The sequence below is a fragment of the Acidovorax sp. DMC1 genome (assembly GCF_056314325.1).
In genome coordinates this window covers 147113-161030 of record NZ_JBQUYO010000006.1, presented here as the reverse complement: position 1 = coordinate 161030, position 13918 = coordinate 147113, and the positions used below count along the sequence as shown (strand labels likewise).

Genomic DNA, 13918 nt, shown 5'->3' with positions numbered 1-13918 from the left:
CCCATCGGGTCACCGGCCGTTGCAGGCAACGGGCTGCGTGAAGTCCGCCAAGCTGCAATCGCGCCCCACCAGTACCAGCCGCGTATCCAGCGCGTCGAAGAATCCTGGCGGCGGTGGCATTTGCAACTGCTGCACACGCTTGTTTGCATCGATGCGCACGGCGGCCAGCTCATAGTCGCGCGCCAGGGCCATCCACAGGCCGTGGGCACCGGCAGATTGGCGTGCCCCCGTCATGAGGCAACGGCCCGAGTCCAGCCACCAGCGGTAGATGGCCGTGGCAATGCCCATGCGCCGGTAGCCGTGCGCCACCTTGGTGTGGGGTGCGCGCAGGTGGCGGTCGGTGCGGCGGTCCACCTCCACCAGCCGGTTGAACACGGTGTAAGCCACGATGCGGTTGCGCAGTGGATCGATCGCGTACACAAAATATTCGCCATCGGCCTCGCGCAGGCGAAACACCAGCCCGCGCAGGTGCAGGGTCAGCGGTTGCATCGCATCGCGTGTGCGATGGTTGGTGCGGATGCGGTCGTACAGCGCATCGAACTCGCGCTGGATGTCGCGGCCCGACAGGTCCACGTCGATGCGCAGCTCGGTCAGCCACTGGGCCCAGCGGCCCCGCAGGCCTGGGCTGGACTGCGCTTTGGTGGCCGTGGCATGGCCTGGCAGGTGCAGGCAGAAGGTGTTGGCCGTCATGGCGTGCTCCCCGGGCCGCCTGCCCAGCAGCCGCTCAGCAGGCGCGCGGGGTGTTCGCGGGCGCTGACCTGGGCGCTGTGGGGCCAGTCGGGCAAGGGCACATCCAGGCCCGCATACACGCCATAGGCTTCGCCCGCGGCAATCGTGTCGCCCGCCCACAGGCTCTCTCCCGCGCGGATGGTGCCACCGGCGTGGATATGCCCACCGGCCCGCACCCCCCAGCCCACCTGCAGGTGGCCCTTGCAGTCCACATCGCCCATCACCCACAGGCCCCGGGCCGCCTGCAGGGCCGCGCCGGCATGCAGGTGGCCGCCCACCTTGAGGCCGCCTTCGCAGCCCAGGTCGTCCGCCACGCGCAGATCCTGGGCCACCCGGCAGTGGCCGCCGATCTGGACGGCGGCGCCGCAGTCCAGCTCCCCGCCCACGCGCAGGCTGCCCGTGCATTGCAGCCGCTGAGCCACGGTCAGCGACCAGCCCGCGCGCACATCGCCCTGCAGCCGCGCGCTGCCCTCGCAGCGCACCGCGCCTGCCACGCGCAGGTCTTCGCCCACGCGCAGTGCACCACCCACCCGCAGGCCGCCCAGCACGCTCAGGCTGCGGCCCGTGCGCAGCACACCTTCTACGTCGGCATGGCCCCGGCAGCGCACGCTGCCGGCAAACACCAGCGCGTCGGCCTCCAGGTGGTCCACCTCCAGCACATCGCTGGTGGGGCCGAACTGGTCCAGCATCCAGCACGCGTCTTCGACGCGGCGTTCGCGCACCAGGTCGTCCAGCAACGCCTGGTAGTTGCTGGCGCCTTCCTGGCGGCGCAGGTACCAGCGGTACCCGTCGGCGCAGGGCTGCTTGGCACGGATGAACTGGCGGGTGATGTCGGCGGCGGCTGCGTGGGCCACGGCCTGATCGACAGCACCGTCGCGCGCAAGCGCAGGGGCAGCAAGTGGGTGCGCGGGCGCGCACGGGGCGAGCGAAATCTCGCCCGAAGGAAACGGGGGCATGGACACTCCTGACGTCCGCGCCCCGGCCGTGGCCAAGGCGCAAGCTGGCGCTGGGCGTGGGGCCCGGCGACAGGAGGTGCGCGAAAAGAATGCGGAGGGGAGGGGGTGTCGCCGGGCTCAGGAATCTGCAGCAAGGGTGCAGAGAGCGCGGTCACCGGCCTGGAGCGTGGCCTGCGAGCGCACGCCACGGCGCAGCGGCGCGGTAGCGCTGGCGGCTGGGGTGTGGAGCTGGCTCGCAAACATCGGCGGCACTATAGGCAGCAGGGCCACCACGGTCAAATCAATCCGCACTGTCCTAGTGCGGATTGAGGCGCTCAAAAATGGGGCGTAGTGGCTGCTTCAGGGCATGCCATGACGCGCCTGTTGGCGTGCTTGCTTAAACGCAGCGCCCGCCATCCACTTCGATACACACGCCGCTGATGAACGATGCCTCTTCGCTCGCCAGGTACAGCGCTGCATTGGCCACATCGAGCGCGGTGGAGAAGCGGCCCAGCGGAATGGTGGCCAGGAACTTGGCGCGGCGCGCATCGTCCACCGGGCCGCCTGCAAACTCGGCAGCCAGGCCCGTGTCGGGGTTGAACACGGGGTTGATGCAGTTCACGCGGATGTTGTCGGGGCCCAGCTCGGCGGCCATGGACTTACTGGTGATGATCACGGCGCCCTTGGAGCCGTTGTACCAGGTCAGGCCTGGGCGGGGGCGCAGCCCGGCGGTGGAGGCGATGTTGATGATGCTGCCGCCGCCCGCCTGGCGCAGTGCGGGCACGGCGTGGATGGCGCTCAGGTAGATGCTCTTCATGTTGATGGCATAGACCTTGTCGAACTCTTCCTCGCTCACTTCGAGCATGGGGCGGTTGCGGTGCGTCCAGCCCGCGTTGTTCACCACCACGTCCAGGCGGCCGTACAGGCGCACGGCTTCGTCGACCATGGCCTTCACTTCGGCGGACTTCGTCACGTCGGCCTTGAAGAACGCTGCCGTGCCGCCCGCGGCCGTGATCTCGGCCACCACACGCTGGCCGCCCGCTTCGTTGATGTCATTGACGATGACCTTGCCGCCTTCAGCTGCCAGGCGCTTGGCGATGCCCTCGCCGATGCCGTTGCCAGCGCCGGTGACGATGATGGATTTGTTCTGCACACGCATGGGTGTCTCCGATGGGTTGGGGTGATATATCAAAATTGATAGCTACCAGCGAATATTCAACCAGCGCTAGCGCCCGATGGGGCTGAAATTTCAGTGGCCGAACCCGTATCTGCCGTAGAGGGAGCCGGGGCGGGTGCCTTGGGCTGCCGGCCATAGAACTGGGGGAAAAACTCTTTCACGCCTTGGCCGTTGAAGTCCCATCCCGTGCACTGGCCCAGGTGGCGCGGCGGCTCGTCCGGGTTGGCAGACGAAAACACCGCAGGAACCGACTGGAACGCTGCCGTGGCCAGGTTGAACAGCAGCTCGCGCAGGTGCGTGCAGCTTTCCACGCCGCCCAGATGCTTCTGGATGGCCTGGCGCCAGCCGCGCGCCATGCTGCAGCCCACCATGCGCTGCAGCGCGGCCTGGGCCTCGGTGCAGCCCTTGAGCGGGTGCGAGTCCATCGCCACGTCCACCGCCTGCACCACCAGCTGGCGGTTCACGGTCACGCGCAGCCACATGTGGTGGATGGCTTCACCCGCCAGGCGCTGCTTGGTGGGATCGCGAAAGGAGGTGGCGTCGTAGGCCTTGCTGTCGTGCAGCTCGCCTTCGATGTCCCACAGGCCATCGTCGCGTTCAAAGCCCTGGTAGTTCACCCGGCGGACATGTTTCAGGGTGCGGGGGGCGGGGGGACTCAGGGGCATGGAAAAAGAAAAATCGTCGTGCAGAAGCGGCCAAGGTTACTGGGGCCTGCCTGCGCTGTCGTGCGCAGGCGAGACACTAAGTGCGGTGTCGCACGCTATCAGGCACTGAAAACCGCGTCTTTTCGGCCAGGGTTGCGTTACAAATCCTCGCGATACCTGCTGGTATCGCTGTGGTTTGCGCCTTGCCCTGACCAAAAATCCATCGGTTTTCAATGTGCCTTCCAGCGTGCAACACCGCACTAGGCTTCTTCAACCGTACTTGATGGCCACCGTCTTCAAGGTGGTGAAGCCGTACAGCGCCTCAAAGCCCTTTTCGCGCCCATAGCCGCTGGATTTGACGCCGCCAAACGGCAGCTCCACACCGCCGGCCGCGCCGTAGTTGTTGATGAACACCTGCCCGCTGTGCACGCGCTTGGCCATGCGGAATTGGCGCGCGCCGTCGCGCGTCCAGATGCCCGCAACCAAGCCGAACTGCGTGGCGTTGGCCAGTTCCACGGCGTGGTCTTCGTCCTGGAAGGCCATGGCCGAAAGCACGGGGCCGAAGACTTCTTCCTGCGCCAGGCGATGGCCCACGGGCACATCGCGCAGCAAGGTGGGGGCCTGGTAGTAGCCGGTCTCGGGGGCTTCGTCCACCACCACGCCCTGGGCCACCATGGGGATGCCTGCCACTTGCGCGTCGGAGAGGAAGTCCCACACGCGCTGCTGCTGCGTCTGGCGGATCAGCGGGCCCACGTCCAGGTCCATGGCGGCGGGGCCGACGCGCAGCTTTTCAAACGCCTTGCCCAGGCGCTCCAGCAGCGGTTCGTAGATCAGCGAGTCGATCAGCACGCGCGAGCCGGCCGAGCAGGTCTGCCCTGCGTTCTGCACGATGGCGTTGATGACCACGGGAATGGCAGCGTCCAGGTCAGCGTCGGCAAAGATGATCTGCGGGCTCTTGCCGCCCAGCTCCAGCGTCACGGGGCAGTGGCGCTCGGCCGCTACCTGCTGGATCAGCGTGCCGATCTTGGGGCTGCCGGTGAAGCTGATGTGGTCGATGCCGGGGTGGCGCGCCAGTGCGTCGCCCACCTCATGGCCGTAGCCAGTGACGATGTTCAGCGCCCCGGCGGGGAAGCCCACTTCGGCCGCCAGCTGCGCCACGCGGATCAGCGACAGGCACGCGTCTTCGGCGGGCTTGACCACGCACACATTGCCCGCCGCCAGCGCGCCGCCTACGCTGCGGCCAAAGATCTGCATGGGGTAGTTCCAGGGGATCACATGGCCCGTGACGCCGTGGGGCTCGCGCCAGGTGAGCACGCTGTAGCCGTCAGGGTAGGGGATGGTCTCGCCGTGGAACTTGTCGCACGCACCGGCGTAGAACTCGAAGTAGCGCGCCAGCGCAATCGCGTCGGCGCGTGCCTGCTTGGTGGGCTTGCCGCAGTCGCGCTGCTCCAGCGCCGTCAGCTCGTCCGCGTGATCCAGTATCTTGGCCGAGAGCTTTTGCAGCAGGCGGCCGCGTTCCACCGGGGCCAACTTTTGCCACACCGCGTGGTAGCACTGGCGGGCTGCATGCACCGCCGCGTCGATGTCGTCGGCGTTGCTGCGCTGGATCTCGTCGAAGGGCTGGCCGTCGGACGGGTCGATCACAGGGATCGTGCGGCCCGAGGACGAGGGCACCGAGGCGTTGGCGATGTAGTTGAGTTGCATGGCCGCCATTTTGCCCCGAAATGGAATGTGTGCTTAGTATTTGTGTAAAAACCGGCCCATGCGATAGTGCATCATGCCTTAGATGCTATTGATTCGATAGTAATCAGGCAAAAACGCCCCGCAGGCCGGCCAGGTCCAGAATCTCCACCTCGCCGCGCTGCACGCGCACCAGCTGGCGCGACTCCAGATCTTTAAGGATCTGATTGGTGGTCTGGCGCGAGATCGCCAGCATCAGCGACAGCTGCTCTTGCGAGATCTCGATCACCCGCCGCGACTGCCCTTCGGCCGTCCACTGCCCGTAGCCCTCGGCCATCATCACCAGGCGCCGTGCCAGGCGCTGCGGGGCGGGCAGCAGCGCCAGCTCTTCCATCGCCACAAAGGCCGAGCGCAGCTTGTCGGTCATCAACAAAGCCAGCGCATGCCAGTGCTGCGGGTGGGCCTGCAGCCAGTGCTGCAGCCGCTCGTGCGGGATGTGCACCAGGGTCGTGGGTTCGGTGGCCTGCGCATCGTGCGTGCGGGCCGAGTTGTCAAACACCGAGATCTCGCCAAACCAGTGCGGCGGCTCCAGGCGGATGAGCAGTGCCGCACGCGCCTCATCGGCCCGCCCCCGGGTGCCCGAGATGCTGACCGCGCCGCGCACCACCGCATACAGGCCACAGGGCGCATCACCACGCCGGAACAGCACCTCACCCGTCGCCAAATGGCGCAACTGCGCCATGGCAATCAGCGGCTGGGCAAAGTCGAGCGGCAGGTGGGCAAACCAGCGGCCAGTCTGGAGGACGGGTAAATAGGCAGAAGGGGTGGACATGGGATGCGAGTGAACGGGGCAGGAGGGCGGCGGGGGTTTTGTCGTCTGCACGACAGACGCTGGCGCAGCCCGAGAGCGAGTATTGATGCTGCGCAAAACACATGCCGGAGACACCCATGAAAACCCTGATCGACCACCTCTCCCAATACGCCGACTACCACCGCGACCCGCGCAACATCCACACCCATTTTGTGGGCGTGCCCATGATCATGTTTGCCGTCGTCATCCTGCTGTCGCGCCCGACCTGGATGGTGGGGGCGGTGCCGGTAAGCCCGGCGCTGCTGGCTGCGCTGGCGGCCAGTGTTTTCTACTTCCGCCTGGACATGCGCTTTGGCCTGGCCATGGCCGCGCTGCTGGCGGCCATGCTGGTGGGCGGGCAATGGGTGGCCGCCCAGACCCTGGCCGTGTGGCTGGCCACGGGCATTGGCCTGTTTGCGGTGGGCTGGGTGATCCAGTTCGTGGGCCACTACTACGAAGGCCGCAAGCCCGCGTTTGTGGACGACCTTGTGGGCCTGATCGTCGGCCCGCTGTTTGTGGTGGCCGAATGGGCCTTTGCGCTGGGCCTGCGCAAGGAGGTGCAGGCCGCCATCGAGGCGCGCAGCGGCCCGGTGCACCTGCGCACGGGGCAGGCTGCTGCCTGAGCGCTCGGGGTTTTACACCCTTCTTTCTGCCCTTGCCGCTAGGGCGTCTCTGCGCCGCCTGGTCCCTCGCTGCGCGGCAGCCCTTGGCTCCGCCGTCCTTACCCCATTGAATGGAGCGCGGCCGCCGTGGCCGCGTGTGTGTTTCCATGAATTTTGTTTCCATCCTGCCCACGCTGCTCTTCATCGCGCTGGGCCTGGTCATGTTTGGCCTGGGCCTGTCGCTCACGGTGGGGGATTTCACGCGCCTGCTGCAGCACCCGCGCGCCGTGGTGCTGGCCCTGGTGCTGCAGGTGCTGGTGCTGCCAGCGGCCTGCTATGCGCTCATCGTGCTGCTTGGCGTGTCGCCGCTGTATGCCGTGGGGCTGATGCTGCTGGCGGCCTCGCCCGGCGGGGTGTCGGCCAATCTGTTCAGCCACCTGTTTGGTGGCAATGTGGCGATGAACATCTCGCTCACGGCCATCAACACCGTGCTCTCCATCGTGAGCCTGCCGCTCATCACCAACTGGGCCATCAACACCTTTGCGCACACGGGTCAGGTGGTGCCGCTGCAGTTCGGCAAGGTGGTGGAGGTGATCGTCATCGTGCTGGTGCCCGTGGTGCTGGGCATGGGGGGGCACCGCCGCGTGCCATCGTTCAGCGCGCGCATGGAAAAGCCCATGAGGACCTTCAGCGCCGTCGTGCTGGCCGCGTTCGCGCTGATCGCCATCGCCAAGGAGTGGTCGGCCCTGGTCGAGTCCTTCGCGGGTATAGGCCCTGCCGTGCTGCTGTTCAACGCCATCAGCCTGGCATCGGGCTATTACCTTTCGCGTGCGGCGGGGCTGGACAAATCCATGGCTACGGCCATCAGCTTCGAGATCGGCATCCACAACTCCACGCTCGCCATCTTCATCGCGCTGTCGGTGCTGGACAACTTCCAGCTCGCGCTGCCTGCGGCCATCTACTCGGTCAGCATGTACCTGATGGCCACGCTGTTTGGCACGCTGGTGCTGCGCCGCAAGGGCGTGGTCGAAGCCCGGGCCGCGTGATGCGGCTCGCCGTGGGGGTGAAGAGAGCGTTGTGGGCGCTGGCATTGCTGGTGCTTTTGGCTCTGGGCGCGCTGGTCTGGGCCCTGCAGCAGCATCCGTCGCTGCAGCCCTAGGCCGATCTGCGGTGGAAGGCTCCCGGCGGTGGTGAGGCGGCATCGAGCCTCAAGGTGACTTTTCTCGGCGTGTCCACCGTGCTGCTGGGCGATGGCGAGACAGCGCTGATGACGGACGGGTTCTTCTCGCGCCCCGACAAGCTGCAGACTTTTCTGGGCCAGGTGGAGCCGGACATGCAGGCCATCGCCCAGGGGCTGCAGCGCGCGGGTGTTCCGGGCAGGGTGGGCAAACTGGCAGCGGTGATCCCGGTGCATTCGCACTACGACCACGCGATGGACGCCCCCGAGGTCGCCCGCCGCACGGGGGCGCTGCTGCTGGGTTCCGAGTCCACCGCCAACGTGGGGCGCGGCGCGGGCCTGGCCGAGTTGCAGATCCGGGTGGCCCGGCTCGGCGAGCCGCAGCAGTTTGGCCGCTTCACGGTCACGCTGTACCCCAGCCGCCATGCGCCCACGGGCTTTACTGGCGGCGAGATCACCGCGCCGCTGCGCCCGCCCGTGCGCGCCAGCGAGTACAAGGAAGGCCAAAGCTACGCGCTGCATGTGGCGCATGGCGGTCGCAGCTTGCTCATCGTGGGCAGTGCCGGTTTTGAGCCGGGTGCCTTGCGCGGCGTGCAGGCGGATGTGGTGCTGCAGGGCATCGGTGCCCTGGGCCCACGGCCCGAGAGCTACCGCGAAGCGTTGTGGACCGAGGTGATTGCCGCCGTCGGCGCCCGGCGTGTCATCCCCATCCATTGGGATGACTTCTGGCAACCACCGGGCCAGCCCATGCAGCCCATGCCGCCACCGCTCGACGACTTCGACGCGTCGATGGCATTCCTGCGCGCCCGTGGTGCGCGGGACGGTGTGGAGGTGCGCCTGCCGCTGGAGTGGCAGGCCATGGATGTGTGGGCCGGGCTACCAGCGCGCCGGTGATTGGGGTTGGTGCATAGCGCCATCTGAATTTGCCTTGTTTTGTGGATGGAAAAAATGGCCCTGGATGACTGCGTGTGGAGTGGTGAGACATAGGCAGTTCTGCGAGTCCATCCCCTAAATGAGGGATGGACGCTGAAAACTGCCCCGATACATTCCATCGGAAAGCTACCGAACCTGTGCCCCTGGGTTCTGTTGCGTCCGCTTCCACAACCGCTTCCACCCTAAAAGGCTAGACCATGGCAACCATCAATGGCACCCCCGCTAATGAAACTCTCGAAGGGAGCGCGGCTGACGACGACATCCAGGGCTATGCAGGCAACGACAGCATCGTGGGTGGTCTCGGTTTTGACCGGGCGGTGTACTGGTCGGCAACAGGTGCTGTCACCGTCAATCTGGCGACAGGTCGGGCCAGCGGTGCTGACGGGAACGATACCTTGGTTGGGATAGAAGGCATTGGTGGTTCTGTCCATAGCGATGTGCTGACGGGCAGTACCAATGACTGGTTCGAGATGTTCACCGGCAGTTTGGGTGATGACACCATTGATGGAGGTGCCATCACCACCGCAAACAATGGAAATCGTGCCAGCTACCAAAGCGCTAGCGGATCGGTGACCGTGGATTTGCAGGCGGGCTCGTCCTCCGGTGCCGACGGCAATGACAGGCTGATCAACATCAATCATGTTCGTGGGTCGAATTTCGATGATGCCCTCTTGGGATCCGGTGCGACGAACTACACGGAATTCTTTGAGGGACGAGGTGGGAATGACTTTATTGACGGGCGAGGTGGCTTCGACTTCGTGAGGTTTGACGCAGCGGCCTCGGGCGTCCACGTCAATCTGGCAGATGGCCGTACCTATGCAGATGGCCACGGGGGTAATGACACTCTTGTCGGCATCGAGGGTATTCAGGGCACCAGTTTCAATGACACCCTCATAGGCGGTAACCCCTCTGGTGGGGTGGTAGTCAGCGATGGACTGAGTGAAGTCTTTCGCGGAGGCGGTGGCAACGACACCATCGATGGCGGACAAGGCTATGACCGGGCGGAGTACAGCACGTCTACGTCCGGTGTGTTGGTGAACCTTGCAACGAATTCAGCCCAGGATGGCCTTGGTGGTGTCGACGCTCTTTTTAATGTCGAGGCGGTTACCGGCTCCAGCCACAACGACACCTTCATCGGCAGCGATGCTGAGTTCGAATCCTATGAAGGTGGCGCTGGCGACGACAGCATCAATGGCAACGGTGGATGGGATCGGTTGGACTACCGATCGCTTCCTTCCACGGGTGTCAACGTGGATTTGGCCGGCGGTACCGCCTCCGATGGACAAGGTGGCACTGACACGTTCAGCGGCATCGAAGGTGTTCGTGGCAGTGCATTCAATGACACCATTGCTGGGGACAGCAACGACAACAAGCTCGAAGGCCTGGGCGGTGATGACGGCATCAGCGGCGGTGATGGCCACGATTCGCTGGAAGGCGGCGATGGCAACGACACATTGCTGGGAGGAGATGGCAGCGACGATATCCGGGGCGGCGCAGGAAATGACTCCATCGATGGCGGTGCGGGTGACGACCAGATTGTGGGCGGGGCGGGGGCTGACACCTTGAACGGAGGTGCCGGCCGGGATTGGGTGAACTACTGGGATGCTACAGCGGCTGTCAACGTGAACCTGGCCACCGGCGCGGGTACAGGTACCAGCACTGGCAGCGACAAGCTGTCGGGCTTTGAATCCGCGAGTGGTAGTAACTACAACGACACGCTCGCCGGAGATGCCAACAACAATGACTTCAACGGAGGCCAGGGCAACGACAGCATCACTGGCGGCGGGGGGCAAGATCGCGTGGGTTACTGGGGCGCGAGTGGTGCCGTTACCGTGAATTTGGCGACAGGCCGTGCCACAGGTGCGGATGGCAATGACACGCTGGTCGGAATTTCCGGTGCCACTGGCTCCGCTTTCGGCGATTCACTGCTTGGCAACGACGCAGACAACACGTTTGAGGGCGGATCTGGCAACGACACCATTGATGGTGCCGGAGGAAACGATTGGGTCTGGTATGGCGGTTCCGCTACCGGCGTCAATGTTGACCTGGAGGCGAGCACAGCCACGGATGGTCTCGGTGGGATAGACGCGCTCACAAACCTTGAAAACATCGCAGGCTCGCGTTTTGCTGACACCTTGTTGGGGAGTTCGGCCGCCAATTCGCTGGTGGGCGAAGGGGGCGACGATGCCATCGACGGTGGTGCGGGCAACGACTGGATCAATGGTGGCGCTGGCAATGACACGATTCTGGGCAGTGCCGGTAGCGACTTCCTGCAGGGAGGGCAAGGCGACGACTCCATCAACGGTGGTGCCGTTACGGACCGCTTTGGCTACACCGACGGCAACACCCTAAGCTACGAAGACAACACCAATGGCATTGTGATGGACCTCTCAGGCATCACGGGTGATGGCAGTGGTGGTGCCGGCATCGTGACCGATGGATGGGGCGGCACCGACACGGTGGTCAACGTCCCGTTCATACGGGGCTCAGCTTATGCAGACAGCATTTTGGGGAGTAGCGCCGAGATCTTTGAGATGTTCGAGGGAGGTACCGGCAACGACACCATCAATGGTGGTGCCATGAACTTCAGCCCAGACGGTACCGTGAGCAACAGCAATCGCGTGTCTTACCAAAATGCAGGGAGCGCGGTCAGTGTGGACTTGCAAGCAGGCACGGCCACTGGCGGTGCTGGAAACGACGTTCTCAGCAACTTAAACCAAGTGCGCGGTTCCAGTTATGCCGACACGCTGCTTGGCGCGGAAACGACGGACTATGTTGAACTATTCGAAGGCCGTGGCGGCAATGACACGATCGATGGGCGTGGTGGCTTTGATATCGCGCGCTATGACTTTGCACCCACCACCACGGGCATCAATGTCAACCTGGCCACTAATACCGCTGGTGATGGACAGGGCGGGACAGACAGGCTCGACAACATCGAAGGCGTGTATGGCACAGGGTTTGCAGACACCCTGATAGGTGATGCTGCGAACAACCGGCTCGAAGGCCGTGGCGGCAACGACAGCATTAGCGGTGGCTTGGGCAGTGACACTCTGCTCGGCGGCTCAGGCAATGACACGCTGGATGGTGGGGATGGGGTGGATGCGGCGGGGTTCCAGTACGCGTACAACCAATATGCCATCACCCGCGTCAACGACACCGATCTGCGCTTGGTGCGCGGCAGCGACACCACCATTCTCCGCAATGTGGAGTACCTGGGGTTCAGTAGCGGTGCGGATGTGCGTACCCTTCAGGACATTCTGGGAAACACGCCCAGCGACTATTCAGACACGCTGACAGGCACCGCTGGAGACGACAGCCTCAGTGGTGGCAAAGGCAACGACTCGATCTCCGGTCTGGCGGGCAATGACACGCTCAGCGGCGGCGAGGGCAATGACACGCTGGTGGGTGGCCTGGGGGACGATCTCTACGCGGTGGACTCATTGAATGACGTGATCGCCGAGGTGGCGGACGAGGGCGAGGACTCCGTGCAGGTAGCGTTGGCGTCGGGTAGCTACGCGCTGGGAGATCATGTCGAGAATGCTACGGTCGTATCTTCCGCGGCGGTCGGCCTTGTAGGCAACGCCCAGGCCAATCAATTGGTTGGAAATGCGGTAGCCAACACTCTCAGCGGTAACGATGACAATGACCTTCTGCAAGGTCTTGCGGGCAATGACACCCTGAGTGGTGGAGATGGGAGTGATACCTTGGATGGCGGGGCGGGCACGGACCGCTTGGTGGGTGGGATTGGTGATGACATCTACGTGGTAGATGCCAGCGGCGATGTGCTGGTGGAGGGGCTCAGTGAAGGGGTTGATGAGGTCCGGGTTGCTTTCACTGCTGCTGGAACCTATGTGCTTGCGAGCAATGTCGAACATGCAACGGTCCTGACCAGCAACCCGGCGCTGGCTGTCAATCTGACGGGCAACGACAGCGCTAATGCGCTGACCGGTAACGCAGGCAACAACGTGCTCAGCGGGCTTGGTGGTGATGACACACTGGTGGGCAACATGGGCTCCGATACCGTTGATGGCGGTCTTGGCAACGACACCTTGGTGCTGGCTGGCAATCGCAATCAATACACCGTCACTCGCACAGCGACAGACACGGTGCTCGCACGCATCGGAGGTGGAGAGACCGTCACATTCCGTGGGGTGGAGAGTGTGCAGTTCGGGGACGTCACCCAAAACATGGCGCAAGTTCTGGACAGCTCCATCAGTGCCTTCAACGACACCGTGCAAGGCACGGCAGGCGATGACAGCATCGACGGGCTGGCGGGCAACGACAGCATCAGCGGCCTGGGAGGCAACGACACCTTGGTAGGTGGCCTGGGTAGCGACACCCTGGTAGGTGGCCTGGGAGACGACACCTACACGGTGGATGCCTTGACGGATACGGTGGTGGAGGCCTCAGGCGAAGGCACGGACCTGGTGAATGTGTCGATGACTTCGGGCGTCTACACACTGGGCGATCACGTGGAGAACGGCACGGTGATCGGCACGGGTGGTGCTGGCATCACGGGCAATGCGTTGGACAACTTGCTGACGGGCAATACGGCAGCCAACACGCTCACGGGTGGTGGGGGCAATGACACGCTGGACGGTGGAACGGGTTCAGACAGGCTCATCGGAGGAGATGGGGACGACACCTACAAAGTGGATGCCACGGGCGACGTGATCGTGGAGGTGGCGGGCCAGGGCATGGACAGCGTGGAAGTGAGGCTGACGACGGGCACATACACACTCAGCGGCAGTGTGGAGAACGCCACGGTGATGAACGCGTTGAACGTGAACGTGACGGGCAGCGGGGATGGCAACGTGCTAACGGGCGGGGCGGGTAACAACGTGCTCAACGGGATGGGGGGCAATGACACGCTGATTGGTGGGCTGGGCAATGACACGCTGGACGGCGGAACGGGCACCGATCTGGCGGTCTTCGATGGGGCCCTGGCGGACTACACTATATCCAGGCCAACGGCGACCGACATCAAGCTGGTGCGTGGTGGCCAAACCATCATCGTGCGGGGCGTGGAGAGCTTCCAGTTCACGGATGGAGTCAAGACATTGGGGGATGTGGCGGGCAACACCCCCAGCGCACTGGCGGACACCCTGGAAGGCACGGCAGGCGATGACAGCATCGACGGGCTGGCGGGCAACGACAGCATCAGCGGCCTGGGAGGCAACGACACCTT

The 13918-nt window shown here is 64.5% G+C and carries 10 protein-coding genes; 4 read left to right on the top strand and 6 right to left on the bottom strand.

Annotation, left to right across the window (positions count from 1 at the left end):
• Positions 1 to 9 precede the first annotated feature (9 nt).
• From ACT531_RS14260 to ACT531_RS14235, 6 genes are all read right to left on the bottom strand, one after another.
• Entirely contained in the window at positions 10 to 690 is a 681-nt protein-coding gene (locus ACT531_RS14260) for a hypothetical protein (protein WP_476017836.1), read from the bottom strand.
• Complete coding sequence (locus ACT531_RS14255; protein ID WP_476017835.1) at positions 687 to 1685, bottom strand: bactofilin family protein; 999 nt, start codon at positions 1683 to 1685, stop codon at positions 687 to 689. Before ACT531_RS14255 ends, ACT531_RS14260 begins: the two co-directional genes overlap by 4 nt.
• Before the next feature lie 376 nt (positions 1686 to 2061).
• Positions 2062 to 2823, bottom strand: coding sequence for an SDR family oxidoreductase (locus ACT531_RS14250; RefSeq protein WP_015013621.1), 762 nt, complete (start codon positions 2821 to 2823; stop codon positions 2062 to 2064).
• 56 nt (positions 2824 to 2879) lie between these two features.
• The gene (locus ACT531_RS14245) at positions 2880 to 3506 is read right to left on the bottom strand and encodes a DUF2889 domain-containing protein (protein WP_476017834.1); all 627 of its coding nucleotides are present in this window, start codon (positions 3504 to 3506) and stop codon (positions 2880 to 2882) included.
• A gap of 249 nt (positions 3507 to 3755) precedes the next feature.
• Positions 3756 to 5189, bottom strand: a complete 1434-nt coding sequence (locus tag ACT531_RS14240; RefSeq protein WP_476017833.1) for an aldehyde dehydrogenase family protein — start codon at positions 5187 to 5189, stop codon at positions 3756 to 3758.
• A gap of 103 nt (positions 5190 to 5292) precedes the next feature.
• Entirely contained in the window at positions 5293 to 5997 is a 705-nt protein-coding gene (locus ACT531_RS14235; protein ID WP_476017832.1) for a Crp/Fnr family transcriptional regulator, read from the bottom strand.
• A gap of 116 nt (positions 5998 to 6113) precedes the next feature.
• On the opposite strand from ACT531_RS14235, the gene ACT531_RS14230 reads away from it, so the two are divergent.
• The 4 genes from ACT531_RS14230 to ACT531_RS14215 form a co-directional block, all read left to right on the top strand.
• Positions 6114 to 6638 (top strand): Mpo1 family 2-hydroxy fatty acid dioxygenase, encoded by a 525-nt coding sequence (locus tag ACT531_RS14230; protein WP_476017831.1) that lies wholly within the window; start codon positions 6114 to 6116, stop codon positions 6636 to 6638.
• A gap of 146 nt (positions 6639 to 6784) precedes the next feature.
• Positions 6785 to 7663 (top strand): bile acid:sodium symporter family protein, encoded by an 879-nt coding sequence (locus tag ACT531_RS14225; RefSeq protein WP_476017830.1) that lies wholly within the window; start codon positions 6785 to 6787, stop codon positions 7661 to 7663.
• Between the two features lie 167 nt (positions 7664 to 7830).
• Positions 7831 to 8688: an MBL fold metallo-hydrolase gene (locus tag ACT531_RS14220; RefSeq protein WP_476017829.1), complete on the top strand. Its 858-nt coding sequence runs from the start codon at positions 7831 to 7833 to the stop codon at positions 8686 to 8688.
• Positions 8689 to 8924: 236 nt separating this feature from the next.
• Positions 8925 to 13918 (top strand): beta strand repeat-containing protein (locus ACT531_RS14215; RefSeq protein WP_476017828.1); only part of this gene is annotated, 4994 nt, incomplete at its 3' end.

Bases quoted from the DNA above. Each gene is read 5' to 3' on its own strand.
- ACT531_RS14255 (WP_476017835.1), bottom strand. From the start codon at position 1,685: ATGCCCCCGTTTCCTTCGGGCGAGATTTCGCTCGCCCCGTGCGCGCCC.
- ACT531_RS14230 (WP_476017831.1), top strand. From the start codon at position 6,114: ATGAAAACCCTGATCGACCACCTCTCCCAATACGCCGACTACCACCGC.
- ACT531_RS14225 (WP_476017830.1), top strand. From the start codon at position 6,785: ATGAATTTTGTTTCCATCCTGCCCACGCTGCTCTTCATCGCGCTGGGC.
- ACT531_RS14245 (WP_476017834.1), bottom strand. From the start codon at position 3,506: ATGCCCCTGAGTCCCCCCGCCCCCCGCACCCTGAAACATGTCCGCCGG.
- ACT531_RS14250 (WP_015013621.1), bottom strand. From the start codon at position 2,823: ATGCGTGTGCAGAACAAATCCATCATCGTCACCGGCGCTGGCAACGGC.
- ACT531_RS14235 (WP_476017832.1), bottom strand. From the start codon at position 5,997: ATGTCCACCCCTTCTGCCTATTTACCCGTCCTCCAGACTGGCCGCTGG.
- ACT531_RS14260 (WP_476017836.1), bottom strand. From the start codon at position 690: ATGACGGCCAACACCTTCTGCCTGCACCTGCCAGGCCATGCCACGGCC.
- ACT531_RS14240 (WP_476017833.1), bottom strand. From the start codon at position 5,189: ATGCAACTCAACTACATCGCCAACGCCTCGGTGCCCTCGTCCTCGGGC.